This window comes from Sporosarcina sp. NCCP-2331, from assembly GCF_023707945.1.
GTDB classification, from domain to species: domain Bacteria; phylum Bacillota; class Bacilli; order Bacillales_A; family Planococcaceae; genus Sporosarcina; species Sporosarcina cascadiensis.
Genome location: NZ_BRCD01000028.1, coordinates 24,965 through 47,866, shown reverse-complemented (window position 1 = coordinate 47,866; position 22,902 = coordinate 24,965). Strand labels below are relative to the sequence as shown.

General features: G+C 48.3%; 22 protein-coding genes and 1 riboswitch. Of the genes, 18 read left to right on the top strand and 4 right to left on the bottom strand.

The genetic code is table 11. The annotated features are described in order from the left end of the window. Nucleotides 1–99 precede the first annotated feature (99 nt). The gene (gene hemQ / locus NCCP2331_RS14895) at nucleotides 100–849 is read right to left on the bottom strand and encodes a hydrogen peroxide-dependent heme synthase (RefSeq protein WP_153720798.1); all 750 of its coding nucleotides are present in this window, start codon (nucleotides 847–849) and stop codon (nucleotides 100–102) included. Between the two features lie 217 nt (nucleotides 850–1,066). Here hemQ and pta point away from each other — a divergent pair, with 217 nt between their 5' ends. After that, nucleotides 1,067–2,038, top strand: a complete 972-nt coding sequence (pta, locus tag NCCP2331_RS14890; protein WP_153720799.1) for a phosphate acetyltransferase — start codon at nucleotides 1,067–1,069, stop codon at nucleotides 2,036–2,038. A 59-nt stretch (nucleotides 2,039–2,097) separates the two neighbouring features. Next, nucleotides 2,098–2,934 (top strand): octanoyl-[GcvH]:protein N-octanoyltransferase, encoded by an 837-nt coding sequence (gene lipL / locus NCCP2331_RS14885; protein ID WP_251671676.1) that lies wholly within the window; start codon nucleotides 2,098–2,100, stop codon nucleotides 2,932–2,934. A gap of 16 nt (nucleotides 2,935–2,950) precedes the next feature. On the opposite strand, the gene NCCP2331_RS14880 is transcribed toward lipL, so the two are convergent. Further along, the gene (locus NCCP2331_RS14880; protein WP_153720801.1) at nucleotides 2,951–3,589 is read right to left on the bottom strand and encodes an RsfA family transcriptional regulator; all 639 of its coding nucleotides are present in this window, start codon (nucleotides 3,587–3,589) and stop codon (nucleotides 2,951–2,953) included. Nucleotides 3,590–3,881: 292 nt separating this feature from the next. Here NCCP2331_RS14880 and NCCP2331_RS14875 point away from each other — a divergent pair, with 292 nt between their 5' ends. Both NCCP2331_RS14875 and NCCP2331_RS14870 read left to right on the top strand, forming a co-directional pair. Further along, the gene (locus NCCP2331_RS14875) at nucleotides 3,882–5,174 is read left to right on the top strand and encodes an HD domain-containing protein (RefSeq protein ID WP_251671675.1); all 1,293 of its coding nucleotides are present in this window, start codon (nucleotides 3,882–3,884) and stop codon (nucleotides 5,172–5,174) included. A 17-nt stretch (nucleotides 5,175–5,191) separates the two neighbouring features. Continuing rightward, nucleotides 5,192–5,698 carry a YwgA family protein gene (locus tag NCCP2331_RS14870; RefSeq protein WP_153720803.1) on the top strand — a complete coding sequence of 169 codons (507 nt, stop codon included), beginning with the start codon at nucleotides 5,192–5,194 and terminating at the stop codon, nucleotides 5,696–5,698. A 985-nt stretch (nucleotides 5,699–6,683) separates the two neighbouring features. Here the strand turns inward: NCCP2331_RS14870 and NCCP2331_RS14865 are convergent. Beyond that, complete coding sequence (locus NCCP2331_RS14865) at nucleotides 6,684–6,869, bottom strand: 2-hydroxymuconate tautomerase (protein ID WP_153720804.1); 186 nt, start codon at nucleotides 6,867–6,869, stop codon at nucleotides 6,684–6,686. A 67-nt stretch (nucleotides 6,870–6,936) separates the two neighbouring features. On the opposite strand from NCCP2331_RS14865, the gene NCCP2331_RS14860 reads away from it, so the two are divergent. Beyond that, the gene (locus tag NCCP2331_RS14860; RefSeq protein ID WP_251671674.1) at nucleotides 6,937–7,455 is read left to right on the top strand and encodes a YwhD family protein; all 519 of its coding nucleotides are present in this window, start codon (nucleotides 6,937–6,939) and stop codon (nucleotides 7,453–7,455) included. Between the two features lie 413 nt (nucleotides 7,456–7,868). Continuing rightward, a complete protein-coding gene (tnpB, locus tag NCCP2331_RS14855) occupies nucleotides 7,869–9,002 on the top strand; it encodes an IS200/IS605 family element RNA-guided endonuclease TnpB (RefSeq protein WP_251671678.1) in 1,134 nt (377 codons plus the stop codon). A 159-nt stretch (nucleotides 9,003–9,161) separates the two neighbouring features. On the opposite strand, the gene NCCP2331_RS14850 is transcribed toward tnpB, so the two are convergent. Beyond that, nucleotides 9,162–11,216 (bottom strand): transglycosylase domain-containing protein, encoded by a 2,055-nt coding sequence (locus tag NCCP2331_RS14850; RefSeq protein WP_251671673.1) that lies wholly within the window; start codon nucleotides 11,214–11,216, stop codon nucleotides 9,162–9,164. Nucleotides 11,217–11,377: 161 nt separating this feature from the next. On the opposite strand from NCCP2331_RS14850, the gene NCCP2331_RS14845 reads away from it, so the two are divergent. The 12 genes from NCCP2331_RS14845 to NCCP2331_RS14790 all read left to right on the top strand — a co-directional run bounded on the left by NCCP2331_RS14845 (nucleotide 11,378) and on the right by NCCP2331_RS14790 (nucleotide 22,457). Continuing rightward, entirely contained in the window at nucleotides 11,378–11,806 is a 429-nt protein-coding gene (locus NCCP2331_RS14845) for a YwiB family protein (RefSeq protein WP_153720807.1), read from the top strand. Further along, nucleotides 11,803–13,470 (top strand): arginine--tRNA ligase, encoded by a 1,668-nt coding sequence (argS, locus tag NCCP2331_RS14840; RefSeq protein ID WP_251671672.1) that lies wholly within the window; start codon nucleotides 11,803–11,805, stop codon nucleotides 13,468–13,470. Before NCCP2331_RS14845 ends, argS begins: the two co-directional genes overlap by 4 nt. A 402-nt stretch (nucleotides 13,471–13,872) precedes the next feature. Then, nucleotides 13,873–14,004, top strand: a riboswitch (cobalamin riboswitch). A gap of 141 nt (nucleotides 14,005–14,145) precedes the next feature. Continuing rightward, entirely contained in the window at nucleotides 14,146–15,138 is a 993-nt protein-coding gene (locus tag NCCP2331_RS14835; protein WP_251671671.1) for an ABC transporter substrate-binding protein, read from the top strand. Then, nucleotides 15,131–16,123 (top strand): FecCD family ABC transporter permease, encoded by a 993-nt coding sequence (locus tag NCCP2331_RS14830; protein ID WP_251671670.1) that lies wholly within the window; start codon nucleotides 15,131–15,133, stop codon nucleotides 16,121–16,123. Before NCCP2331_RS14835 ends, NCCP2331_RS14830 begins: the two co-directional genes overlap by 8 nt. Before the next feature lies 1 nt (nucleotide 16,124). Further along, complete coding sequence (locus NCCP2331_RS14825) at nucleotides 16,125–17,597, top strand: adenosylcobinamide amidohydrolase (protein ID WP_251671669.1); 1,473 nt, start codon at nucleotides 16,125–16,127, stop codon at nucleotides 17,595–17,597. Continuing rightward, nucleotides 17,597–18,562: an adenosylcobinamide-phosphate synthase CbiB gene (gene cbiB, locus NCCP2331_RS14820; RefSeq protein ID WP_251671677.1), complete on the top strand. Its 966-nt coding sequence runs from the start codon at nucleotides 17,597–17,599 to the stop codon at nucleotides 18,560–18,562. The genes NCCP2331_RS14825 and cbiB overlap by 1 nt, the downstream gene beginning before the upstream one ends. Next, nucleotides 18,549–19,622, top strand: a complete 1,074-nt coding sequence (gene cobD / locus NCCP2331_RS14815; RefSeq protein ID WP_251671668.1) for a threonine-phosphate decarboxylase CobD — start codon at nucleotides 18,549–18,551, stop codon at nucleotides 19,620–19,622. Before cbiB ends, cobD begins: the two co-directional genes overlap by 14 nt. After that, entirely contained in the window at nucleotides 19,604–20,176 is a 573-nt protein-coding gene (locus tag NCCP2331_RS14810; protein WP_251671667.1) for a bifunctional adenosylcobinamide kinase/adenosylcobinamide-phosphate guanylyltransferase, read from the top strand. The genes cobD and NCCP2331_RS14810 overlap by 19 nt, the downstream gene beginning before the upstream one ends. Nucleotides 20,177–20,219: 43 nt before the next feature. Beyond that, entirely contained in the window at nucleotides 20,220–20,984 is a 765-nt protein-coding gene (gene cobS, locus NCCP2331_RS14805) for an adenosylcobinamide-GDP ribazoletransferase (RefSeq protein ID WP_251671666.1), read from the top strand. Beyond that, on the top strand, nucleotides 20,945–21,538 hold the full coding sequence (locus NCCP2331_RS14800) for a histidine phosphatase family protein (protein WP_251671665.1): 594 nt from the start codon (nucleotides 20,945–20,947) through the stop codon (nucleotides 21,536–21,538). The genes cobS and NCCP2331_RS14800 overlap by 40 nt, the downstream gene beginning before the upstream one ends. After that, nucleotides 21,490–21,879 carry a bifunctional adenosylcobinamide kinase/adenosylcobinamide-phosphate guanylyltransferase gene (locus NCCP2331_RS14795; RefSeq protein WP_251671664.1) on the top strand — a complete coding sequence of 130 codons (390 nt, stop codon included), beginning with the start codon at nucleotides 21,490–21,492 and terminating at the stop codon, nucleotides 21,877–21,879. The genes NCCP2331_RS14800 and NCCP2331_RS14795 overlap by 49 nt, the downstream gene beginning before the upstream one ends. Next, a complete protein-coding gene (locus tag NCCP2331_RS14790; protein WP_153720816.1) occupies nucleotides 21,876–22,457 on the top strand; it encodes a cob(I)yrinic acid a,c-diamide adenosyltransferase in 582 nt (193 codons plus the stop codon). Before NCCP2331_RS14795 ends, NCCP2331_RS14790 begins: the two co-directional genes overlap by 4 nt. Nucleotides 22,458–22,902 lie beyond the last annotated feature (445 nt).

The following is a 22,902-nucleotide window of genomic DNA, read 5'->3' as shown; positions in this document are numbered from 1 at the left end:
GGACTTTACGGACTTCACCGGACTTTCGCGCGCCAGACGCGGCCCATCCGACGAATGAACGCAAAAAAGCCGCGAAATGAATTCGCGGCCGGGAATTTCTTATACTTCGAAGAATGCTGCACGTTTATCGTCTTCCAAAATCGTACCGATGAAGAATGAGCCGAATACGCCGTAACGCGCGCTCACTTCATCAAATCGCATTTCATAAACGAGTTTCTTGAATTGCAGTACGTCGTCTGAAAACAGTGTGACGCCCCACTCGTAATCATCAAAACCAACAGATCCGGAAATGATCTGCTTCACTTTGCCTGCATAACCGCGTCCGATCATGCCGTGGCTGCGCATCAGGCTCTTGCGGTTATCCATGTCGAGCATATACCAGTTGTCATTGCCTTCGCGTTTTTTGTCCATTGGATAGAAACAGACGTATTGGCTGCGGGGCAATTCTGGATACAGGCGCCCGCGGACGTATGGATTCTGATACGGGTCTTCGTCAGATTCGCCTGCCAGGTAATTGGACAATTCCACAACGGACACGTAAGAGTATGCCGGAATCGTGTAGTCTGCGATCGTCAGTTTATTGAATTCTGCTTCGAGCTGCTGTAGCTCATCCATTGTCGGACGCAGAGTCATCAGCATGAAATCGGCTTTCTGACCAATCACTGTATAAAATGCATGACTGCCTGTCTTCGCTTCATCTGCTTGCTGAAGGCGTTCCAGATAGCCTAGGAATTCATTGACTGCTGCTTGACGCTCTTCTTTGGAAATTAATTTCCAAGAGGCCCAGTCCATTGTTCGGAAATCATGAAGTACGTACCAACCATCTAATGTAATCGCTGCTTCGTTCACTGTAATTCAGTCTCCTTTTAATTCAAAATATGTTCTTTTTCAAGTGTATCATAAACGTTCTGCAGACGATAACGATATAGGGGGTGCATATAAATGATGTTTGACGAAATTGTGCCTATAGGAAGGAAATGTCTGAAAAGTTCGAAACTCATAGTGAATTGTATAGTAATTTCAGGTATGATGAATAGGAAAATATAACAGAAGGTGGGACTTGGATATGGCAGATCTTTTTGATGGAATCAGAGCGCAACTGGAAGGGAAGGGCAAAACAATTGTATTGCCAGAAGGAGAAGATGCACGGATTTTGGAAGCGGCAGTTCATTTGCAGCAGGAAGGTATTGTAACGCCTGTTTTGCTTGGCAATGAAGAAGCGGTCAGGAAAGCGGCGGCAGAAGGCAGTTTTGATATCAGTGAGATTGAGCTGATTGATCCTGCAAACGCTTCCTATTGTGAAGAACTGGCGGAAAAGTTTACCGAACGCCGTGCGGGAAAGGCAACAATTGAACAGGCGCGCGAGCAGTTGAAGGATGTCAACTATTTCGGAACTATGTTACTCTATACAGGACGTGCAGACGGCTTAGTGAGCGGTGCTGCGCATTCTACGGCAGATACTGTACGGCCTGCTCTGCAGATTATTAAAACAAAGCCTGGTATTTCAAAGACAAGCGGCGCTTTTATTATGATGAAAGAAGAAGAGCGGTTGATTTTCGCAGATTGTGCAATTACAGTCAACCCCTCCGCAAAAGAACTGGCGGAAATCGCAGTGGAAAGTACGAAAACAGCAAAAGCGTTCGGAATCGATCCGCGCGTCGCGATGCTTTCATTCTCGACAAAGGGCTCTGCTGTAACGGAAGAGACGGAAAAAGTGGTGGAAGCTGCAAGCATTGCAAAGGAAATGGCGCCTGAGTTGCTGATTGACGGAGAATTCCAGTTTGACGCAGCGTATATTCCGTCTGTTGCAGCGAAAAAAGCCCCCGATTCCGTTATTAAAGGGGATGCTAATGTATTCATTTTCCCGACGCTCGATGCAGGAAATATCGGCTACAAATTAACGGAACGTCTGGGCGGCTACGAAGCGATCGGACCGATTCTGCAAGGGTTGAATGGACCGGTGAATGATCTGTCACGCGGCTGTTCCGCTGAAGATGTCTATAAACTTTCATTAATTACAGCAGCACAAAGCCTGTAAACCGCACATTGTGAAGCGTCTGCATACATACTAGAGAAACAGCAATGGGAGAGCTGGACATGTCACAGCATAAAAATTTATTGAATCAGCCGTCCTGGCGTTTTATTGATGAATCCATCACCGCGCGGAATCGATCTGCACTGGAATCGTTTGCGATGGATGATGCGCTCTGTCAATTAGTCGGGCAGCAAAAAAGTGTGTCGGTTGTGAGAACGTGGGTGCATGACAAAACAATCGTCCTCGGTATCCAGGATCATCGCATGCCGTTTATTCAACAGGCGATTGAACTGATTGAACAGCGTGGTTTTCAATCCATCGTCCGCAATTCCGGCGGTCTCGCAGTTGTTCTGGACGAAGGTGTACTGAATATCTCGCTGATTTTCTCTGAACAGAAGTCTTCCATCGATATTCCGGTAGGCTATGATGCAATGCTTGCGTTCGTCAGACTACTGTTTCCGGAACTCGGTGAGCGCATCGAAGCCTATGAAATCGCGGGCTCCTACTGCCCGGGTTCCTATGACCTGAGTGTGGACGGCAAGAAGTTTGCTGGTATTTCACAGCGCCGCCTCCGCTCAGGCGTGGCAGTGCAAGTCTATCTTTGCGTGGAAGGCAGCGGCTCTGAGCGGGCGGCTTTCATTCGTGATGTGTACGAGACGGGCTTGCAGGGAGCAGAGATGAAGTTCGCGTATCCGGAAATCCGGCCGGAAGTCATGGCTTCTTTATCGGAGATTCTTAATACTCAGCTGACTGTCAATGAAGTCGTGATCCGCCTGCAGTTATTGCTGCGTTCACTGACTGAAGATATCAGGCACGGCGGGCTGACTGATGAAGAACTGGATCTGTATGGTTTTTATTTGCAGCGTGTCTTTGACCGCAATCAGAAAATGCTGTCATAAGAAAAAGAGCTGCCAATCAATGACTGATTGGCGGCTCTTTTGATGATACTAAATTTCCGTTAGGTTCCATTGTGAAAAGCGGTGCGACGTGTTCGCTCTCTTCGTTGAGTGCGATCAGTCTGCGTGCGCGGTTCATGATCTGAACGAATTGCTCATAATCTTCTTTCAATGTGCGGTTTTCTTTTTTTAGCTTTTCCAGTTCGTCTTCCATCGATTTCAGCTGTTCCGCCGCCGTTTTCGCTGTCTGTTTCCAGCGCAGTGCATCTGTGTCGGCACCGCCGTTATGATGCATGCGGATTAGATAGGCAATGACTGTATCAAGCGACAGTGCGGATAGCGGAACCTGGATTTTCTCCTGGCCGTCTGCTCCCGGCTCTGCGCTGTACATCTGCTGATTGCGTCTTTTAAAATCGGTGCCTAACACACGCAGTGTCTGCTTTCTCTCTTTCTTCGCTTCTGACAGTTCACCCTCGTATTCTCTGCGAACTACCGCATTCCATCTGAATCCGCATGCTGCTGCCGTTCTGTTCAGTGCGTCTCCTACTTCCTCAAACGCACTCAGCTGCGTACTTCCTTCTCTCACATGCCTCAGCACCGTCTCTGCCAACAATTCATCATCTTGCTCCAACCATGCATCCTGTCTAACTTTCACCATCTCCATGCCTCCTGTCTTGTACTCTCTTTCTACTGCCATTATGGCCAGCCAATGAAACATTTATTCAGAGACTTGGAAAATTCTATTAAAAGTTCAGGAGAAGCATGGTAATCAGGTGTTGCACAGTGGGAGGCTTGCTGTGTTTTTCGGCATCTGGTTCCCCATACGGCCGGTGGGCATTCTTCCCAGCTTTTCTAAACCAAACTTTCGAAACTCAAAATACACCATTGAGTCTATGTTGTCTTGCGTCGAATTTTGCTATACTGGATAGAATGAAGGATGAGGTGACGACATGCCGTATGCAAATGAAAAAATGCCTGAGGAAAAAGTGTTCAAAGATCCGGTGCACCGCTATATCCATGTGCGAGACCGTGTCATTTGGGACTTGGTCAACACGCGTGAATTCCAGCGCCTGCGCAGAATCCGCCAGCTCGGGACAACCTATCTGGTATTCCACGGCGCCGAGCACAGCCGATTTCAGCATTCCCTGGGGGTCTATGAAATCGTACGCCGGATTATTGACGACGGCTTCAGCGGACGCGAAGAGTGGAATGAAGACCAACGGCTCGTCGTACTTTGTGCGGCACTGCTGCATGATCTCGGTCACGGACCGTTTTCCCACGCTTTCGAAAAGGTATTCAATTTGGATCATGAGCAATTCACCCAGCAGATTTTATTGGGACAGACGGAGGTCAATGAAGTATTGAGCCGTGTGTCACCGGAATTTCCGCAAAAAGTAGCGGATGTTATTGATAAAACTTATCCTGATAAACTGGTCGTCGGCCTGATCTCCAGCCAGATCGATGCGGATAGGATGGATTATCTGCAGCGCGACGCATATTACACAGGCGTTTCCTACGGTCATTTCGACATGGAACGCATCTTGCGCGTCATGCGGCCGACCGAGGAGCAAGTCGTCATCAAGGAAAGCGGCATGCACGCGGTCGAGCACTACATCATGAGCCGCTATCAAATGTACTGGCAAGTGTATTTTCATCCGGTGTCGCGGAGTGCGGAAGTCATTCTGATCAAAATTCTTCACCGGGCGAGATATTTATTTGAAACAGGGTATGCATTTAAACAAGAGCCTGCCCATTTCATTTCGTTCTTCAAGAAAGAGTTCGGATTAAAACAATACATAGCACTCGATGAAGGTGTTCTTCTAACGTATTTTCAGCTGTGGATGGAAGAGGAAGACTCGATCCTGGCTGACTTATGCGACCGTTTCGTCAATCGGCGCCTGTTTCAGTATGCAGAGTTTGATCCGGCTTCACAGTACATGAAAATCGGCGAGCTGATGAAACTGTTCGAGCAGGCGGGACTGGATCCGGACTATTATCTGGTGACTGATTCTTCATCCGATCTGCCGTATGACTTTTACCGTCCGGGCGAAGAAAATGAGCGTGTCCCGATTTATCTGCAAATGAAAAACGGCGACCTGCGCGAACTGTCCAGAATGTCTGACGTGGTGGAAGCCATTTCCGGCAAACGCCGTACAGACCATAAAATTTATTATCCGGAAGATATTTTGATGGACGGATCGAACTTGCTGCATGAGAAGATTTTAGAAGTGTTACGAAGATAAGAGAGGGGTTGCGCGAATTGCTGCAAGAGCACGCAAAAATCGTTCAGTTTGTATCGTTGGCGAATGAGGTAAATGGCCGCAAGAAAATGCAGAAGATGATTTATATATTGAAGAAGATGGATTTCCCGTTTGCTGAAAAGTACGAGCTTCATATGTACGGGCCGTATTCGGAGGAACTGACGCTGCGGGTGGAGGAATTATGCGAAATGGGCTTTCTGGCGGAACGTTTTGAGGACAAGGGATCGTACAAACAATATTGCTATCAGGTGACAAATGAAGGTTCAAAGTTTCTCGGCACAGCGGATGAACCAAAAACGCAGCTGCCGGACTGTATCGGCCGTCTGAATGAGAAGTCTTCACGTTTTCTGGAGCTGGTGTCTACACTGCTGTTTTTCGATCAGCTGGACAAAGAAGAGCAAGTGGCCAAGGTGCGCATCGTAAAAAATAAACTGAATTTCACGGACCAGGAAATGGACCAGGCCTTCGCGTTCATAGAAGAACTCCAAACCTGCTCCGCCAGCTGAATACGCAAATGAAAAAGGATTCTCATCGCTGAGGGTCCTTTTGGTTGTGGTTGGTTCCGGTTGCCCGACTTTGCTGGTGTTTTGAGCGAAGTGTGTGTTTGCAGTTTAACCTCGCTTCGGCGCTGGGGGATTGCCTTACGCCATGAGCCAGCTGGCGAAGACCGCGCCAGTTGTCTCATGGCCACGGCCTACCCCGCAGTTGCGCCTATGCTGGCGTGGGGAATGTATGTTATGCTGCTTTTTCGCAGAGAGCGGAATTAGTTGATGTTGCTCCCGTTGCTCGGCCTGGCAGGAAGTTTGAAGAATGTATGTGTTTGCAGTTTGAACCCGCTTCGGCGCTGGGGGATTGCCTTACGCCATGAGCCAGCTGGCAAAGACCGCGCCAGTTGTCTCATAGCCACGGCCTACCCCGCAGTTGCGCCTACGCTGGCGTGGGGAATTTATGATATGCTGCTTTTTTGCGGAGTATGGATTAGTTGGCTTGGTCCCGTTTCTCGACTTTGCAAATGCATTGATCACAAGAATCTAAGCCTTTACAGAATGATAAGTATTGCATGAAACACCACCTGTCATAAAAGTCTCAGACGGTATGCTCATACTGCCACTCACATAAAAATTATTGAAAAACCAGCCAGTGTACCGGAGTGAAAGCCGTCACGAAGGACGGCTTTTGCGAGTAAAAGCGCAGCGTTAGGAGCACTGGTTTTAGGCGACTCGGGGAGGATCAGCCCGATAGGATGAGACAACTAAAGGGAGCGAACGAAAATAGTGTGCAGAAGGAACTCTGTATTGCCTTAATTTCTGCAAAGACCGCAGAAATACGGCAAAGCGAACCCTTCGCTGTTCGCTTGGCTCACCGAGGGCCCTCCCGAACGCGTCCGCCTGGAACGCAGGGGAAACGGAATTCTATCCACAACGCGAACTGTATCATGCTAAATTCAGGCCGCAAAAAAAGGATCCTCACCAAGAGAATCCTTCCTAACGTTTACTTATCGCACTCTCTGACGCCGGCTTTGGACATGTGGTTCTTGGACATTTCCTCGATGATGACAGTGACGTTTTCAATAGGTGCGCCAACAGATTCAATCACGGCCTCGGTCACTTTTTCACAAAGCGCACGCTTCTGCTCATCCGTGCGGCCTTCGAACATTTTTACGGTCACGATTGGCATATTACTTCCTCCTTAGCAGAAAATTCAGGTATAGTACATATAATAACAGACATAGAGGGGGATTTACATGGCGAATGAACAAAACTCCAAGCCGAAATTAGGCTTTACCATTATTAAAAACGACCCGACAGATGGCCATAAAGGATTTGGCATCGGATCATTGTCGCTGGAAAATATCTCACCTGTCATCATTGACGTGGAAGAAGGCACGGCGCAGGTGGAAATGGGCGCAATGCATGCGCGCAGCGATACAGAGCGGGGCATCAAATTTACGACCAACCGCGAAGACTCCGAAGGCGGAAAACCATACTGGCTCGTCTGGGTCACGATTGATTATCGTGAAGAAGGCCCATATTATGCAGGTGTCACCGCATGTGAAATGGTCGTTAACCGGGAGAAACGCCGAGGCTATAAATTGCTGGCGGATCACGTAAACCGAATGGATAAGTCGATGAAACGCCAGATTATCGTCGATGAAATGGACGATCGTTCAAAGAAGATCCTGGCTGACTTTTTGCGCTCCCACAATGCAGAATTATGGGAACGCAGCAAGCCGGAATTGCATGAAGGACTGCGTACCGAATAATACTTTCTGCCAGAATGGCTGAATTGCAAAACGTCTAAATAAGTCGAAAATGTGACAATTCATTTTGGCATCCCTTTGAGGTTGAATGTCGGCTGTAAAGGAAGTAAACTGTACATACAGCTTTGCTGCTGTAATCTAGGACAGCTGGTGCAGATTACTATTCTTTGAAGACGCCGTAAAACCCAAGCGGGCAAATTCATCCAATAGCTTTGCAACAGTCAAAAAAGCCTCACTCTCCGCGGATCGGAGGGCGAGGCTTTTTTATCATTTCCCGGCAGAAGACTCCCTCTTCAATCGTGTGAAGGGCAAAGACCAACGATAAGGGGAGATGAATGCCGGTTGGCGATGGCCAAAGTGATTCTAATTGTGATAGAATAGGAACATGTATTCCTATACAAAGTGAGGTGAAAACAATGCTCATCAATAAAGCCTATAAGTTTCGTATCTATCCAACCAAGGAACAGGCAGTCCTCATTGCTAAAACCATTGGATGTAGTCGTTTCGTATTCAATCAATTTTTAGGGCAATGGAATGATACCTACAAGAAGACAGGCAAAGGATTAACCTATCATACTTGTTCTGCTGAATTAACGAAATTGAAAAAGGAATTACTATGGCTAAAAGAAGTTGACAGTATTGCCCTCCAGTCCTCATTAAAAAATCTTGCGGATTCATATACAAGATTCTTCCAGAAACAAAACAAAGCACCACGCTTCAAGTCTAAAAAGAACCCTGTTCAATCGTATACGACCAAGTGTACCAATGGAAATATTGCCATTGCAGGCGACAAAGTGAAATTGCCTAAACTAGGGCTTGTTCGTTTTGCCAACAGTCGTGAAGTACAGGGGCGCATTCTGAATGCGACCGTCAGACGAAATCCAAGTGGCAAATACTTTGTATCCATTGTAGTCGAAACCGAAATACATCCCCTGGAGAAAACAGGTTCATCTATCGGTATAGACTTAGGTATTACTGACTTCGCCATTCTTTCTGACGGTCGAAAGATCAACAACAATAAGTTCACATCAAAAATGGAGAAGAAACTAAAAAGGGAACAACGGACACTTTCAAGACGTGCCTTGTTAGCCAAAAACAATGGGATTAACCTTCTTGATGCGAAAAATTATCAAAAACAAAAGCGTAAGGTAGCCAGATTACATGAAAAAGTAATGAATCAGCGAGAAGACTTCCTTAATAAGGTCACTACAGAACTAATCAAAAACCACGATATGATCTGTATCGAAGACTTGAATGTCAAAGGAATGCTACGCAATCATAAACTAGCTAAAAGTATCTCTGATGTGTCCTGGTCCAGCTTTGTGACGAAATTAAAATATAAAGCAGATTGGTATGGAAAATTACTAGTTGAAATAGACATGTGGTTTCCATCTAGTCAATTATGCTCTACTTGTAGTCACAATGATGGAAAAAAGTCACTAGACATTAGGAAATGGGTTTGCTCTAATTGCCAAACACCTCACGATAGAGATATCAACGCCAGTCTGAATATCCTAAGCGAAGGGCTTCGATTACAATCCTTAGCCTAACTACACAATAAAACCGTAGGAACTACGGAGTAGCTTGGTAAATAAAAGAAACCTCTGCGAGTAAAGAAATACGCTGGCAAGTATGCTTTGTTCCCAAGAATCTCCCATCTTCAATCAGACCGCAAGGGCGATAAGTGGGAGTAGTTCAATCGATTCATTTCATTCGAAAAATGAAAAGGGAAACAATTCCAGTTTGGATTCTTTCTTTGTACCTGAATTTTGTTCCCTTAGTGAACGGTCGGTACACAGTTTTTTAGGGACATCTTGATCTTTCACATACATAACCCGCTGTTTCGGGCATTCATTTACCGCGATGCCGCCAGTCTCGATATCGACAATCACGCTTTGAACACCTGTAGGAGGCAGGAAAGGCTCCGGAATGCTTCCTTCATGCACGGTTTCCATAAAATCAATCCAGATCTTCTTCGATGCCGCCTTATCATCCAGGTTTTCGAGCTGTTTGCCGCGGTCGAAACCTGTCCAAATCCCTGCGGTCAATGAAGGAGAGAAACCGATTAAGTACTGATCGGAAATCGTTGTGCCGGACTTTGCGGCATACGGGCGGGACTGTTTTGGCCGCATCGATAATCCAGTGGAGGATAAATAGTCGCTGAACACCGGGTCGAACATGCCGGTCATCATTTGTGATAATACAAAAGCATCTTGCGCCGAAATGATTTGCTTCGGTTTTTTATCCGCGTACTCATAGACGATTTTCCCGTTCGCATCCGTAATCGACAAAATCATCTGCGGCTCAACCTCAGCGCCTTTTGACGCGATGCGGTTATAAGCGGTCGTCATTTCCATCAGCGTCACATCGGATGTTCCGAGTGCAACGGCGGGTGATTCCTGAAACGATACATCGATTCCGAGGCGCTGCGCCATTTTGGTATAGGGTTTATAACCGATTTGCTCCAGCGTTTTCACTGCATAAATATTATCGGAAATTGCCATTGCCTGTGCCAATGAAATCGGCTTGCCTGCAAACTTGCCGTTAATATTGCTCGGCTCATACGTTGAGCGGCCATCATCATAGGTGAAAATAGTTTTCTCGGCTGTCATGAACGTCAGTGGATTGAAGCCTTTTTCCAGAGCCGCCGCATATAAAATCGGTTTCATTGCGGAACCGGGCTGCCGTTTTGCCTGTGTAACCCGGTTGAATGAACTATCTGCAAAATTCACTCCGCCCACCATCGATGTAACAAAACCTGTATCTGCCGCCATTGAAACGAATCCTACTTGTAAATCATTTTCAGGCATCCACTGCCCAATCACCTCTTCTGCCGTTTTCTGATGATGCTGATTCAGAGTCGTACGGATTTTCCAGCCGCCTTCAGCGGGCACGCGGCCTTTTGCAATCAACAGTTCTTCGGCCTGCTGCCAAGCCGCGTCCAAGAAATACGGTGCCACTTGCTTCGCGTCTTTCCAACTTTCCGTTTTCAATACAATCGGCTCATCTATTGCACGCTTTTGCTGATTTTCGGAAATATAACCGCCGCTCTCCATTTGATTCAGCACAAGCAACTGGCGATTGCGGGAGTTTTCCGGATTTGCCAGAGGCGAATAAAGGGAAGGGCCTTTCGCGATCGCTGCAATGGCAGCAGCTTCTTCAAGGGTCAGTTCCTTTGCGGACTTTGAAAAATAAAACCGGCTTGCTGCTTCTACCCCGTACATCCCGTGTCCGAAATAGATCGTATTTAAATAGCCTTCTAAAATCGTATCCTTATCGTAGAACACTTCTAAGCGGTAAGCGAAAAGTGCTTCTTGAATTTTTCTCGTCCACGATTTTTCATGCGTTAAATAAAGATTTCTAGCATATTGCTGAGTAATTGTGCTGGCTCCCTGTGCTTTGCTCATCGTTTTGACGTCTTTCAGCACGGCTCCTGCAAGCCGCTTGTAATCGAATCCATGATGCTCAAAAAATTTCCGGTCCTCTGTTGCCACAAATGCATCGGCCAGAAACGGTGAAATATCGGAAAGTTTCATCCAATATCTGCGCTGCTGTGAGAAATGGTCGCCGATCTGATGTCCGCTGTGATCGAGAAAGAGAGACGCTTTCGGTACACTTAATGAAGGTGCGCCGAGTATCTGGGCATAGAGTCGTAGTGCGATCAAAACAGTGACGGCAGCTGTAGTCATCATGATGGTGAGTGAGAAAAACCGTTTTCTGAGCTTTTTTCGATTAGTAGATTTTATATAGTCGGTACGTTTCATTGAACATCCCATCCCGTTCCATTCAAGTATCTTTTGTCAGTATGGTATGGTTTCCCATAGATTAAACGGTGAATGGCAAAAAGTTTGGACTCGGTAACATTGAAAGTACCGGCGGAAGAAGTGTATAATAAGTGAATCTATCTACATAAGGCGGTGAGCGAATGGAAGCACCAAACCAGCAGCAAGCGGTGCAAGTCCGGCTCCGTTCAGTGATTCAGCATCCCGGACAACCGGCGGAAGCGCATGAAATACAGGCAAAAGGGCAGGTCGTCGAAAAAAAGGGACAGGCTTATCTGTTGTTTGAGGAACTGAACGAAGGAATGCCGCCGGTTCGCACAACGGTGAAACTGCACGCAGAAGATGCCTTCATCATGCGCAAAGGCGGCGTTCAGATGAGGCTGCCTTTCCGTCCGGACGATGCGCGTTTCGGCACATACGGAAACGGCCCGGCAGTCATGGATTTGCTGGTCGACACAAAGGAGCTTCATTGGACACCGGGACGGTTTTCAGTGGCTTATGATTTGCATGCAGAAGGAAATTTATTGGGGAAACATCAATTGACTATAACCTATTCGGAGGTACCAAAATGAATGCAGTGGAACAGATTCAGTCAGAAATAAAAGCGGCTTTGCAGCAGGCTGTTGAAAAAACAGGTCTAGTGGAACCAGCGGATATTCCGGAAATCAAACTGGAATCGCCGAAAAATAAAGAGAACGGTGACTATGCAGCGAACATCGCAATGCAGCTGACGAAACTCGCGAAGCAACCGCCGCGTGCAATTGCAGAAGCGATTTTGGCACATTTAGATACAACGGACACAGCGATCGAATCAATCGAAATTGCGGGTCCCGGCTTTTTGAATATCCGTGTGAAGGCAGGCAGCTTAGCGGACGTCGTGAAATTTATTCTCGACCAGGGCAGCGAATACGGGCATTCCGAAAGTGGACAGCATCAGAAAGTGCAGGTGGAATTCGTTTCCGCCAATCCGACAGGCGACTTGCACCTCGGGCATGCGCGGGGCGCTTCTTTAGGTGATGCATTATGCAATATTCTTGATCTCGCGGGTTACGATGTATCGCGTGAATACTATATTAACGATGCGGGAAATCAAATTAATAATCTGGCTAAGTCAATTGAAGTCCGTTATTTCGAAGCGCTCGGTTTGGAGAAGGAAATGCCGGAGGACGGCTACCAGGGTGCAGACATTATTGGGATCGCGAAGGAACTTGCCAATGAATATGGCGACCGTTATACAAAAGTTCCGGAAGAAGAGCGCTTGGCATTTTTCCGCGAACACGGTCTGCAGATCGAACTCGACAAGCTGAAGAAAGATTTGGCGGACTTCCGTGTTCATTTTGACAACTGGTTCTCTGAAACTTCGTTATACCACAACGGCAAAATTGAAGTCGCGCTTGATAAACTGCGTGAAAATGGTCATGTCTATGAAGAAGAAGGAGCCACATGGTTCCGTTCTACTACGTTCGGCGACGATAAAGACCGTGTGCTGATCAAACAGGACGGATCGTTCACCTATTTAACGCCGGATATCGCCTATCATGAAGATAAGCTGCGCCGTGGTTTCGATAAGCTCATCAACATATGGGGCGCTGATCACCACGGCTATATTCCGCGCATGAAAGCTGCAATCCAGGCGCTCGGCTATGATCGGGACACGCTGGAAGTTGAAGTTGCGCAAATGGTGCAATTGTACAAAGACGGCGAAAAGTTCAAGATGAGCAAACGCACAGGAAAAGCCGTCACACTGCGCGAATTAGTGGAAGAAGTCGGCTTGGATGCGGTGCGTTATTTCTTCGCCATGCGTTCAGGCGATGCACAAATGGACTTCGATCTGGACCTTGCTGTTTCCAAGTCCAATGAAAATCCAGTCTACTATGCACAGTATGCACATGCCCGCATCTGCTCCATCCTGCGTCAGGCAAAAGAGCAGAATATGCAGCCGTCAACAGAAAACGTGACACTGCTGCATGACGAAAAAGAACTGGAACTATTGAAGAAACTCGGCGACTTCCCGAAATTGGTCAGTGACGCAGCCCGTCTGCGTGCACCGCACCGGGTGACGACCTATATCCAGGAACTCGCTGCCGCATTCCATAGTTTCTATAACGCCAATAAAGTACTGGACCCGGAAAACAAAGAGCTTTCCGAAGCACGTCTGGCACTCATCACCGCCACAAGCACGACGATCGCAAACGCACTGAAACTAGTCGGCGTCGAAGCACCAGAACGGATGTAAGATATCTAAAAGCTGTCCGCTGAGTCATGTTATATGACTGACCGGGCAGCTTTTGCTGTTTATTTGTCTGGCCGTGATCATAGCCGGAGGAGTATGAGCACCGGCGGGAGTGCATTAAGATCATTCTGCGCGAATGAAAGCCCGAATGGTGCGGTGGTTGGCTGGAATGGTGCGGTTGAAGTCTGTATTGGCGCGGTGCAAAGCTGTATTGGTGCGGGAAAGTTCTGTATTCGCGCGTTGCAGCACTGTTTTGGTGCGCTCCAACATCATTTTCGCGCGTTTGCTGTTTTCATTCGGCGCTGGGTGAAACAGTCCGCCCTATGTGATAATGGAGACAGCCCAAGCACGCAACGCCCTCTCTGTACATTCAGTCGAATTGTAGTATAATAAAGCAGATTACGAATTACATACATTCTAAAAGGTTCTCTCAGTCAAACAGAGATGAAAGGGGAAATCGGTTCAAAGCCGATGCGGTCCCGCCACTGTAAGTGCCAAGCGCACAAGCCAGATACCTGCCTTTTAGGATTCAGTTCCGCAGCAGCCTACGAGGATAGGTAAAGTGGAAGAAGCCTGTTATGGTCTTCATCCGCTTAATCCTCCGCATCTACGGAGGGTTTTTTGTCTTTGTAAGCAGCATGTGTAATCATCCACAATCACCCGAGGAGGAAATAGTTAATGAAGAAATTTTGGCAGTTATTACTTACAGCGATGCTCGCCGTTTTGCTGCTCGCAGCATGCGGAAACGATAAAAAAGAAGAAACACCGGCTGATTCCGGTCAGGCTACTGAAGACGCAAGCTCTGATCAGAAACAAGCGGAAGATACAGACGGAACTAACTACCCGTATACAATCAATGATGCAGCAGGAGAAGATATTACATTCGAAAGCGCTCCTGAGAAAGTCATTTCGCTAATCCCGAGCAACACGGAAACTTTATTCGGCATTGGTGCAGGCGATAAAGTGATTGCTGTAACAGAAAACGATGATTATCCGGAAGAAGCAACAAAATTGGATACAGTCGGTGATTATAATGTGAACGTCGAAAAGGTGATTTCTCTGAAGCCTGACGCTGTGTTTGCTCATGAAATGATGATGGCATCAAGCGAAGAAGGGCTGAACCAAATTCGCGAAGCCGGCATTCCGGTGATTGTCGTACCGACTGCAGAGACTTTTGATGAAACGTATGAATCAATCAAAGTGATCGGCGAAATTATGGATAAAAATAAAGAAGCCGATCAAATCGTGGAAGACATGAAAGCGAAAGTGGAAGAAATCAAAACGAAGGCAGCGGATATTACGGAAAAGAAACGCGTCTTCGCGGAAACATCCGATGCGCCTGAAATCTATGCGCCTGGTAAAAATACTTTCCCACAACAATTCTTAGAAATGATCAATGCGGAAAACGTAGTGACCGAAGATGGCTGGGTGATGATGAGCCCTGAAACGATCGTCGATGAAAATCCCGATGTGATCCTAGTCATGTACAGCTATGTGCCGGATATTATTGAAAGCGTGAAAAAGCGTGACGGATTCGATACAGTCACGGCAGTGAAAGAAGATCAAGTAGTACAAGTAGATGAGAATACCACAAGCCGGACAGGTCCTCGTTTAGCGGACGGATTAGAAGCTTTTGCAAAAGCTGTTTATCCAGAGGTTTTTGGTGAATAAAACAGCCCTCGCCTATGCCGTGTCGATTGCCACCTTCCTGGTGGCAATCTGGCTTGGTGTATCGATCGGTGCAGTGAATATACCTATAGAGACGCTATGGAATCATACGGACGCAACTGCGAGCAATATCCTGTGGAAAATACGCATGCCGCGTGTGCTGCTGGCAGGAATTGTCGGTGCGTCACTTGCCATATCGGGAGCAGCCTTCCAAGGGCTCCTGAAAAATCCATTAGCAGATCCATATACCCTCGGAGTGTCATCCGGTGCCTCTGTAGGCGCTGTGATCACACTCTTTTTTGGTATTTCGCTGCCGTTCCTGGGCTCTTTCACACTTCCGGTATTCAGCATGGCCGGTGCGGCGATTACGATGTTTTTGGTCATCGGTTTTGCCCGTATGGTCGATCGATCCATGAAGATGGAGACGATTATATTAACAGGAATTATTTTCGGTTCGTTTCTCGGCTCCGTCCTGTCGCTGATGATTGCGCTGACACAGGAAGAGCTGCGGCAGATTGTCGGCTGGCTGCTTGGCAGCGTATCGATGCGCGGTTGGAAGTATATTACAATGGTGCTGCCGTTTTTTATTGGCGGTTCGTTCATTCTCTGGCTCAATCGCCGGGAACTGAATGCGATGCTGTTCGGTGAAGAGCGGGCACATCATTTGGGCGTCAATGTAAAACGCCGCAAGCTGCTTATTTTACTTGGCGGGTCGGTGCTGACAGGTTCGGCGGTCGCTGTTTCGGGGACGATCGGCTTTGTCGGGTTAGTGGTGCCGCATATGACGCGGCTGTTATGGGGATCGGATCACCGGCATGTGCTGCCGCTGTCGTTATGTAACGGTGCAACTTTGTTAATTATTTGCGATTTGGTGGCACGGACCATTATTTCGCCGGCGGAACTGCCTGTAGGCGTCATTACGGCATTCATCGGGGCTCCGGTTTTTGCTTATATCTTTTATAAACAGCGCAGAAAAGGAGCGATGTGACATGCTGCAGGTACAGGAGTTATCAGGAGGATACGGCAAAGAACCGATTGTGAAGCAGGTATCATTTCATGTGGGAAAAGGAGAAATCCTCGGCATACTCGGACCGAACGGCAGCGGGAAATCAACGCTGCTGAAGATTATTTCAGGCATCCTGCCCAAACAGCACGGCATGGTGAAGATCGATGGCCAGGATTCCGCTGCCTACACACAGAAGCAGTTCGCACGCAAAGTGGCAGTCTTGCCGCAGCTGCACGCGCACGCGTTTTCCCATTCCGTGAAAGATACGGTCGGGCTCGGACGCTATCCGCATCAGTCGGGTATTTTTTCAAGTTGGTCTGAAGAGGACGAGCGGGCAGTTCAGGACGCAATGAATTATACGGGCATCACACGCTACGTGGATACGCCGATTGAATTGCTGTCAGGAGGCGAGCAGCAGCGGGTCTTTGTTGCGCAGGCACTCGCGCAGGAAGCACCAATTTTATTGCTGGATGAACCGACGAATCATCTCGATATCGCGCATCAGCAGCAATTGCTCGATACGATCCGCAATCAAGCACATCAAAAAGGCATTACTGTTGTCTCGGTGTTCCATGATATTAATCTGGCGGCACTTTATTGTGATCGGTTGTTATTGTTGAAGAAGGGGGAAGTGGCGGCTATCGGTACACCGCAAGAGGTGGTGCTGGAGCAGGAAATACATGCAGTTTATCAGGCGCGCGTCAAAACACAGGCTCACCCTGAAATGCCAAAACCTCAGATGACACTTCTCCCGGATCTGCAAGGTGAGATCCAGCCATTCCGAGTAATGAAAGAAGAGCTGGAGATTCGCGGAGATCATGTTTTCCTGCAGACAAAGCAGCCGCTGAAGACGATTTCATCTGCCGTGCATAATGCAGGAATTGGCTGGTATCGGACATTTGTCAATCGAAGCGTGCGTGCGGATTACGATATTGATGATGTGCAGCGTGAGAACACGGATTATTTACGGGCACACGGCTATCATCTGACTGATACAGTGGCGATGATGACGGCGGTTGGTTCGGAACATGTGGAAATAGAAGAGTTTCAAGGAGAATTCGGCTCCATTGTCATCGCTGTTACTGCAGGTGTCGGCAATGCCGTAGATGTATCGAAATCTTGGCAGCGTGAGGATATTCCCTATATCGGCACCATTAATACATGGGTATTCATCAACGGGCAGCTTTCGGAAGAAGCATTTGTCCAAGCGATGATTACCGCAACGGAAGCGAAAACGAAAGCCTTGCAGGATGAACAAGTCAAAGACCCCGAATCCGGCACGATTGCGACAGGGACCTCAACGGACAGCCTGTTGATCGCGTCAACCCAGCAAGGCGCTTCACTGCCGTATGCAGGGCCAATCACACAGCTCGGGAAACTGATCGGGCAAGGTGTCTACGAATGTACGGTGCGCGCAATTCATGCATACCGGAAAGCGAAAGGTGAATCCGAATGATACCTGCTCACTTTATTGCCATCACGATCGGTATGGTGCTCGACTGGCTCATCGGTGACCCGCCAAATTGGCCGCATCCCGTCAAGTGGATCGGCACATCAATTGCCAATTTAACGAAGCTGCTGAATAAAGGCAGGCTTCGCACAATGAAAGGTGCATTGCTGTGGCTGATTATTGTCGGCGCGACATTTGCGCTCGTCCTCTGGCTCGTCAGTTTTGCTTATCGGCTGCATATATTTGCCGGGATTACGGTGGAAGCACTGTTGATCGCGGCTGGTTTAGCGCAGAAAAGCCTCCAGGACGCAGCGCTTGCCGTATGTGAACCACTGGAGGCGGGTGATTTGCCGCAAGCGCGGGAGAAACTCAGCTGGATCGTCGGCAGGGATACGGATAAATTGAACAGTGCGGAGATTTCTCGCGGTACGATTGAGACAGTATCAGAAAACACATCGGACGGCATCACGGCACCGCTGTTCTGGGCGTTTCTTCTCGGAGCGCCGGGTCTGTGGCTGTATAAAGCGGTCAACACACTGGATTCCATGGTCGGCTATAAAGATGAACGCTATGAACAATTCGGCAAAGTATCCGCGCGCATGGATGACCTGCTGAATGTGATACCATCGCGAATTACTGGATTGCTGCTCATTTTATTCAGCCTGAATGAAGGCGGGCATTCATTGGGCAAGCGTCTTGGAGGCTGGCTTCGTGATGCGAAATGCCATCCGAGTCCGAACAGCGGTTACTTGGAAGCGGCAACCGCCTGGCAGCTGAATATCGAGCTTGGCGGCAAAAATACATATCGCGGCAAAGTTTCAGAACGTGCGAAGATGGGTCCTCCTCAGCCTGCCTCATTACGCATTGCCGCGTCACACATCCGCTCGTCCATCAGACAAATGCATATCGCATCCTGGACGTTCTGGCTGTTATTTACTGTGATTGGAGTGTTGGTGTATGCAATTGCCTGAACATGGCGCAAATAGTGCGAGACTCTATCATTCAATCGGCTTGCCCGTTCCTGAAAAAGTACTCGACTTCAGTGAAAACTGCAATCCGGCCGGGCTGCCACCGTCTGTAGAAGCTGCTTGGCCTGATTTGATAACGAAACTAATAAGTTATCCAGATCCGGACGGTGAACCGTTTAAATCGGCAGCTGCAGCCTACCATGGCATCGATCCGCAGCAGGTGCTCGCTGGCAACGGAGCTGCTGAGCTATTGTCACTTCTTGCAAGACGCTATCGGAAAAAACGGGTCTTACTGATCGACCCGACGTTTTCGGAATACCGCGCGACACTAGCGGCCAATGAAGCAGAAGTAGTTTGCATTCAGGCAGATGAAGCAAAAGCTTTCCGGCTGCCTGTCGAAAAAATTCTGGCGGCTTTGCCAAATGCAGACGCAGTCTATCTATGCACGCCGAATAATCCAACGGGTCTGCTGCCGACACCTGCAGAATTGCTGACTGTTATGGAAGCAGCAAAAAACTGCGGGGCAGAAGTAGTTCTTGATGAAGCATTCATTGATTTTGCAGATGAAGAAAAATCATTCATTGCACATATACAGCAGCATACGCATGTCATCGTTGTCCGTTCCATGACGAAAATGTACACCATCCCTGGAATCCGTCTCGGCTATCTGGTGGCAGAACCAGCTATTATTGCTTCGATCAAACAGCAGGCTCCTCATTGGCATGTCAACGGGCTGGCGGCTGAAATTGGTGTGCTTTGTTTAAAAGAAGAAGCGTACCGTGAGCAAGCCGTTCGCCATGCAGAAAAGGAACGCCGGAAAATGAGTGATTTCTTGCGCCTGCACGGCTGCCAAGTAGTCGACTCCCAGGCAAATTATCTGATATTTAAACCAGCGCAGGAAGCCGGAAAGCTCTATCGTTATTTATTGGGAAGAGGTTACGTTTTGCGTCATTCTGAGAACTTTCGGGGAATGGACGGCAGATGGCTGCGTGTTGGTATGAAAACGGCAGCGATGATGGAGCAACTGCGGGAGGAGATGGACGCATGGTTCGCGCAACAGTGACATTCATCAGCGGAGGCGCGCGCAGCGGTAAAAGTGCGTACGCTGAAACCCTGCTCGTCTCACAGCGCGGCAGGCTCGTTTATATTGCGTCCGGCGTGGCGTTTGATGCAGAAATGCAGGCGCGGATCGCGAAGCATCGGCAGGATCGAAAAGATGCGCAGTGGCTGACGATCGAGCAGCCGACCAATCTTCATCTTGCACTCCCGCAATTGCAGGAAGGCGATCTCATACTCTGGGACTGCATGACGACGTGGCTTGCGAATGAAATGTATGAAGGAATCGAAGACGGTAATCCATGCTGGCGGCGCTCCGGATGTCTTGCGCAGAAGCAGCAACAGCTGATGAACACTCTGCTGGAGATAAGTGAAATCGCTGCCCAGCTCGTTATCGTATCGAATGAAGTACTCGACGAATGGCCGCACTATGAGGAAGAAACGGAAGTCTACCGCAGGGCAATTGGTGTGCAGCATCAGCAACTCGTTCAATTCAGCCATAACGCAATCGAAATGGACCACGGTCTGCCGCTCGTCTGGAAAGGTGAGGCCCCGATATGAATGGATGCCGATTCAAACTATTTTGGCGTAAAGGAGCGAGAAGATGAATAGCATTTTACTGGCGCTCCAATTTTTCACCTCGCTGCCTGTTAAAAAAGAATTGCCGCTCGGGAAAAAAGAAGTATCGGGCATGTATATGGCGCTGCCGCTTATCGGCGGAGGGATTGGCATGCTGCTGGCAGGAACAGCATACATCGTCAGTGATCTGAACAGTTTTCTCGCCGCGATGCTCATTCTGCTGGCGGGGCTGATTGCGACAGGCGGTCTGCATGCAGATGGATTCGCAGATCTCGGTGATGCCTTTTTCTCTTATCAGGATCGTGAAAAACGGCTGACCATCATGGAAGATCCGCGGCTCGGCGCATTCGGTACACTGTCCTTACTTCTATTGCTCGGTTTGAAAATCGGCCTGTTTATCGAAATCATCGCTCTGGCGCACGGCTGGGCTTTACTCATAGCGGTGCCGATTCTTTCGCGTTCAGCAATGATCTTGTATTTCACCACAACAGAAACAGCCAAGCAAAGCGGTCTGGCACACTTTTTTAAGCAACATTTCCTGCTGGGCAGGATGCAGCTGGCCGCAGTCTTTATCAGTCTGATCATCATAATCGCACTTGTTGTTCTATATCATTCATTCGCCATAGTGTTTGTCTTGCCCATAACAATCGCGCTCGCGGTTTGGCTGTACCGGCGCTGGACCGTCAAGCATTTCGGTGGTGTCACGGGCGATCTTTGCGGTGCATTTATTGAAGGAATGGAGGTGTTGTTATGGCTCGTCCTTATCGTCTGTTTATCGTCCGCCATCTAAAAACGACTGCCAATGAAAAACGACAGTACTGCGGCTGGACAGATTGCGATTTACTAGCTACTCAGAGAGACGCTATTGAATTTCCAATTGAAGTAGAACAAGTATACGGCAGCGACCTGAAAAGAACCCGGCAGACGGCAGCAATTTATTTTCCGCAGGCGGTGTTTACGGAAGATCCGCGCTTGCGGGAATGTCATTTCGGCGATTTTGAAGAGAAAACATATGAACAATTGAAGGATGACACGGACTACCGGCAATGGCTGGATGATCCGTGGCAGAAAGCGCCGCGCAACGGAGAGACACTGGAACAAGTGAAATCACGGGTCCTCGCTGCTGTTCATGAATTGCCAAATGAAATGGTAGTGGTGACGCACAGTGGCGTAATCCGTTTATTGCTCGATTTGTTTTCGAGAGACCAAAAACCCTTCTGGGAATGGAATGTACAGAATGGTTCGGCCTGGCAATTCGAATGGGCGGATGAACAGCAATGGAAAGAAGGGAAGCCATGCACATCTATATCGGAGGTGCCTATAACGGTAAAACGGAGTACGTAAAGCGCTGGATTGGAGATCAGCCGGCATTTTTTTGTACAATGGAAACAGCAGCATCCGCAAAGCCCGGCGAACGTCTAGTCATTACGGATGTGCATGAATGGCTGAAGAACACACAGTTGACGGAAGAGCAGGCGAATGAAGCCGTGCAGGCCGTAAGCAAGCGGGACACGGTATTCATTTTGACAGAAATCGGCCGCGGCGTGGTGCCGCTCGAAGCAGAACAGCGTGAACTGCGCGACCGCTGCAGCAGAGTCTATCAGCAATTATGCAAAGAAGCGTCAGACGTCACACGGATCTGGTACGGCATACCCCAAATAATTAAAAGGAGTGAAGACAAATGAAGATTTATACGAAAACAGGAGACAAAGGAACGACTAGTTTAATTGGAGGGCGTGTAGCAAAAGATGACTTGCGCGTGGAGGCATACGGCACGATCGATGAACTGAATTCCTTCGTCGGCAAAGCGATGACGGAGCTGGATAAGGATACGTTCGGGGATATTCTGACGGATTTGGAAACGATTCAGAATGAACTGTTCGACGGCGGCGGTGATCTGGCGAATGTGATGAAGGAGCGCCATTATAAACTCGATGAAGAGCCAATTACGGTACTTGAGGAGCGAATTGACAAACTGATGGAAGAAGCGCCTGAACTGGAGCGGTTTATCCTGCCGGGCGGCTCGCCGGCCGCTGCTACTTTGCATATCGCACGCACGATCACGCGTCGCGCAGAGCGAGTGACCGTAACATTAATGAACGCAGCTGACGATGTGTCCCCGGTTGTCCAGCGCTACCTGAACCGCCTGTCCGATTACCTCTTCGTAGCGGCCCGCATCGTCAATGCACGCCTCGGCATCAAGGATAATGAGTATGTCCGCAGTGCGAAAGTGTTCCGTACGGGTGAGAAGAAGGATAAGTAAGCAGTAAAAAACAGGAGCTTTGCGGCTTCTGTTTTTTTGTTTGAATAAAGTCATGGGGTGAATGCCAGCAGATGCTTAGTGTGCAGATTGGGATTTGCTGTGCAGTGCATGCTAATCAAGTAGGATTTTCAGTGCATAAGAAGGTGGGGAGAGACCGTTTCCCTGCGTTCCAGGCGGACGCTTTCGGGAGGGCCCTCGGTGAGCCAACTGGTCGCTTCGCTCCCTCTAGTTGTCTCATCCTATCGGGCTGATCTATAATTTTTATGTGAGTATGCAGTATGAGCATGCTATTTGAGATTATTACGATAGGTGCAGTGTTTCACGCGATACTTATTATTCTGCAAAGGCTGTTCTTGAGATCGATACAATTGCGTTGTCGAGCAACCAAACTACACCAACTAAACTCGTATTCTGCCAAAAAGCAGCATGACATACATTCTCCAAC

What these genes read in the sequence shown, in the direction of transcription:
- NCCP2331_RS14790 (WP_153720816.1), top strand. Translation starts at nt 21,876, where the DNA reads ATGAAGATTTATACGAAAACAGGAGACAAAGGAACGACTAGTTTAATT.
- NCCP2331_RS14865 (WP_153720804.1), bottom strand. Translation starts at nt 6,869, where the DNA reads ATGCCAATCGTGACCGTAAAAATGTTCGAAGGCCGCACGGATGAGCAG.
- NCCP2331_RS14825 (WP_251671669.1), top strand. Translation starts at nt 16,125, where the DNA reads ATGCTGCAGGTACAGGAGTTATCAGGAGGATACGGCAAAGAACCGATT.
- tnpB (WP_251671678.1), top strand. Translation starts at nt 7,869, where the DNA reads ATGCTCATCAATAAAGCCTATAAGTTTCGTATCTATCCAACCAAGGAA.
- NCCP2331_RS14810 (WP_251671667.1), top strand. Translation starts at nt 19,604, where the DNA reads ATGGTTCGCGCAACAGTGACATTCATCAGCGGAGGCGCGCGCAGCGGT.
- NCCP2331_RS14800 (WP_251671665.1), top strand. Translation starts at nt 20,945, where the DNA reads ATGGCTCGTCCTTATCGTCTGTTTATCGTCCGCCATCTAAAAACGACT.
- NCCP2331_RS14850 (WP_251671673.1), bottom strand. Translation starts at nt 11,216, where the DNA reads ATGAAACGTACCGACTATATAAAATCTACTAATCGAAAAAAGCTCAGA.
- lipL (WP_251671676.1), top strand. Translation starts at nt 2,098, where the DNA reads ATGTCACAGCATAAAAATTTATTGAATCAGCCGTCCTGGCGTTTTATT.
- NCCP2331_RS14835 (WP_251671671.1), top strand. Translation starts at nt 14,146, where the DNA reads ATGAAGAAATTTTGGCAGTTATTACTTACAGCGATGCTCGCCGTTTTG.
- NCCP2331_RS14795 (WP_251671664.1), top strand. Translation starts at nt 21,490, where the DNA reads ATGCACATCTATATCGGAGGTGCCTATAACGGTAAAACGGAGTACGTA.
- NCCP2331_RS14875 (WP_251671675.1), top strand. Translation starts at nt 3,882, where the DNA reads ATGCCGTATGCAAATGAAAAAATGCCTGAGGAAAAAGTGTTCAAAGAT.
- argS (WP_251671672.1), top strand. Translation starts at nt 11,803, where the DNA reads ATGAATGCAGTGGAACAGATTCAGTCAGAAATAAAAGCGGCTTTGCAG.
- NCCP2331_RS14860 (WP_251671674.1), top strand. Translation starts at nt 6,937, where the DNA reads ATGGCGAATGAACAAAACTCCAAGCCGAAATTAGGCTTTACCATTATT.
- NCCP2331_RS14880 (WP_153720801.1), bottom strand. Translation starts at nt 3,589, where the DNA reads ATGGTGAAAGTTAGACAGGATGCATGGTTGGAGCAAGATGATGAATTG.
- cobS (WP_251671666.1), top strand. Translation starts at nt 20,220, where the DNA reads ATGAATAGCATTTTACTGGCGCTCCAATTTTTCACCTCGCTGCCTGTT.
- cobD (WP_251671668.1), top strand. Translation starts at nt 18,549, where the DNA reads ATGCAATTGCCTGAACATGGCGCAAATAGTGCGAGACTCTATCATTCA.
- NCCP2331_RS14845 (WP_153720807.1), top strand. Translation starts at nt 11,378, where the DNA reads ATGGAAGCACCAAACCAGCAGCAAGCGGTGCAAGTCCGGCTCCGTTCA.
- pta (WP_153720799.1), top strand. Translation starts at nt 1,067, where the DNA reads ATGGCAGATCTTTTTGATGGAATCAGAGCGCAACTGGAAGGGAAGGGC.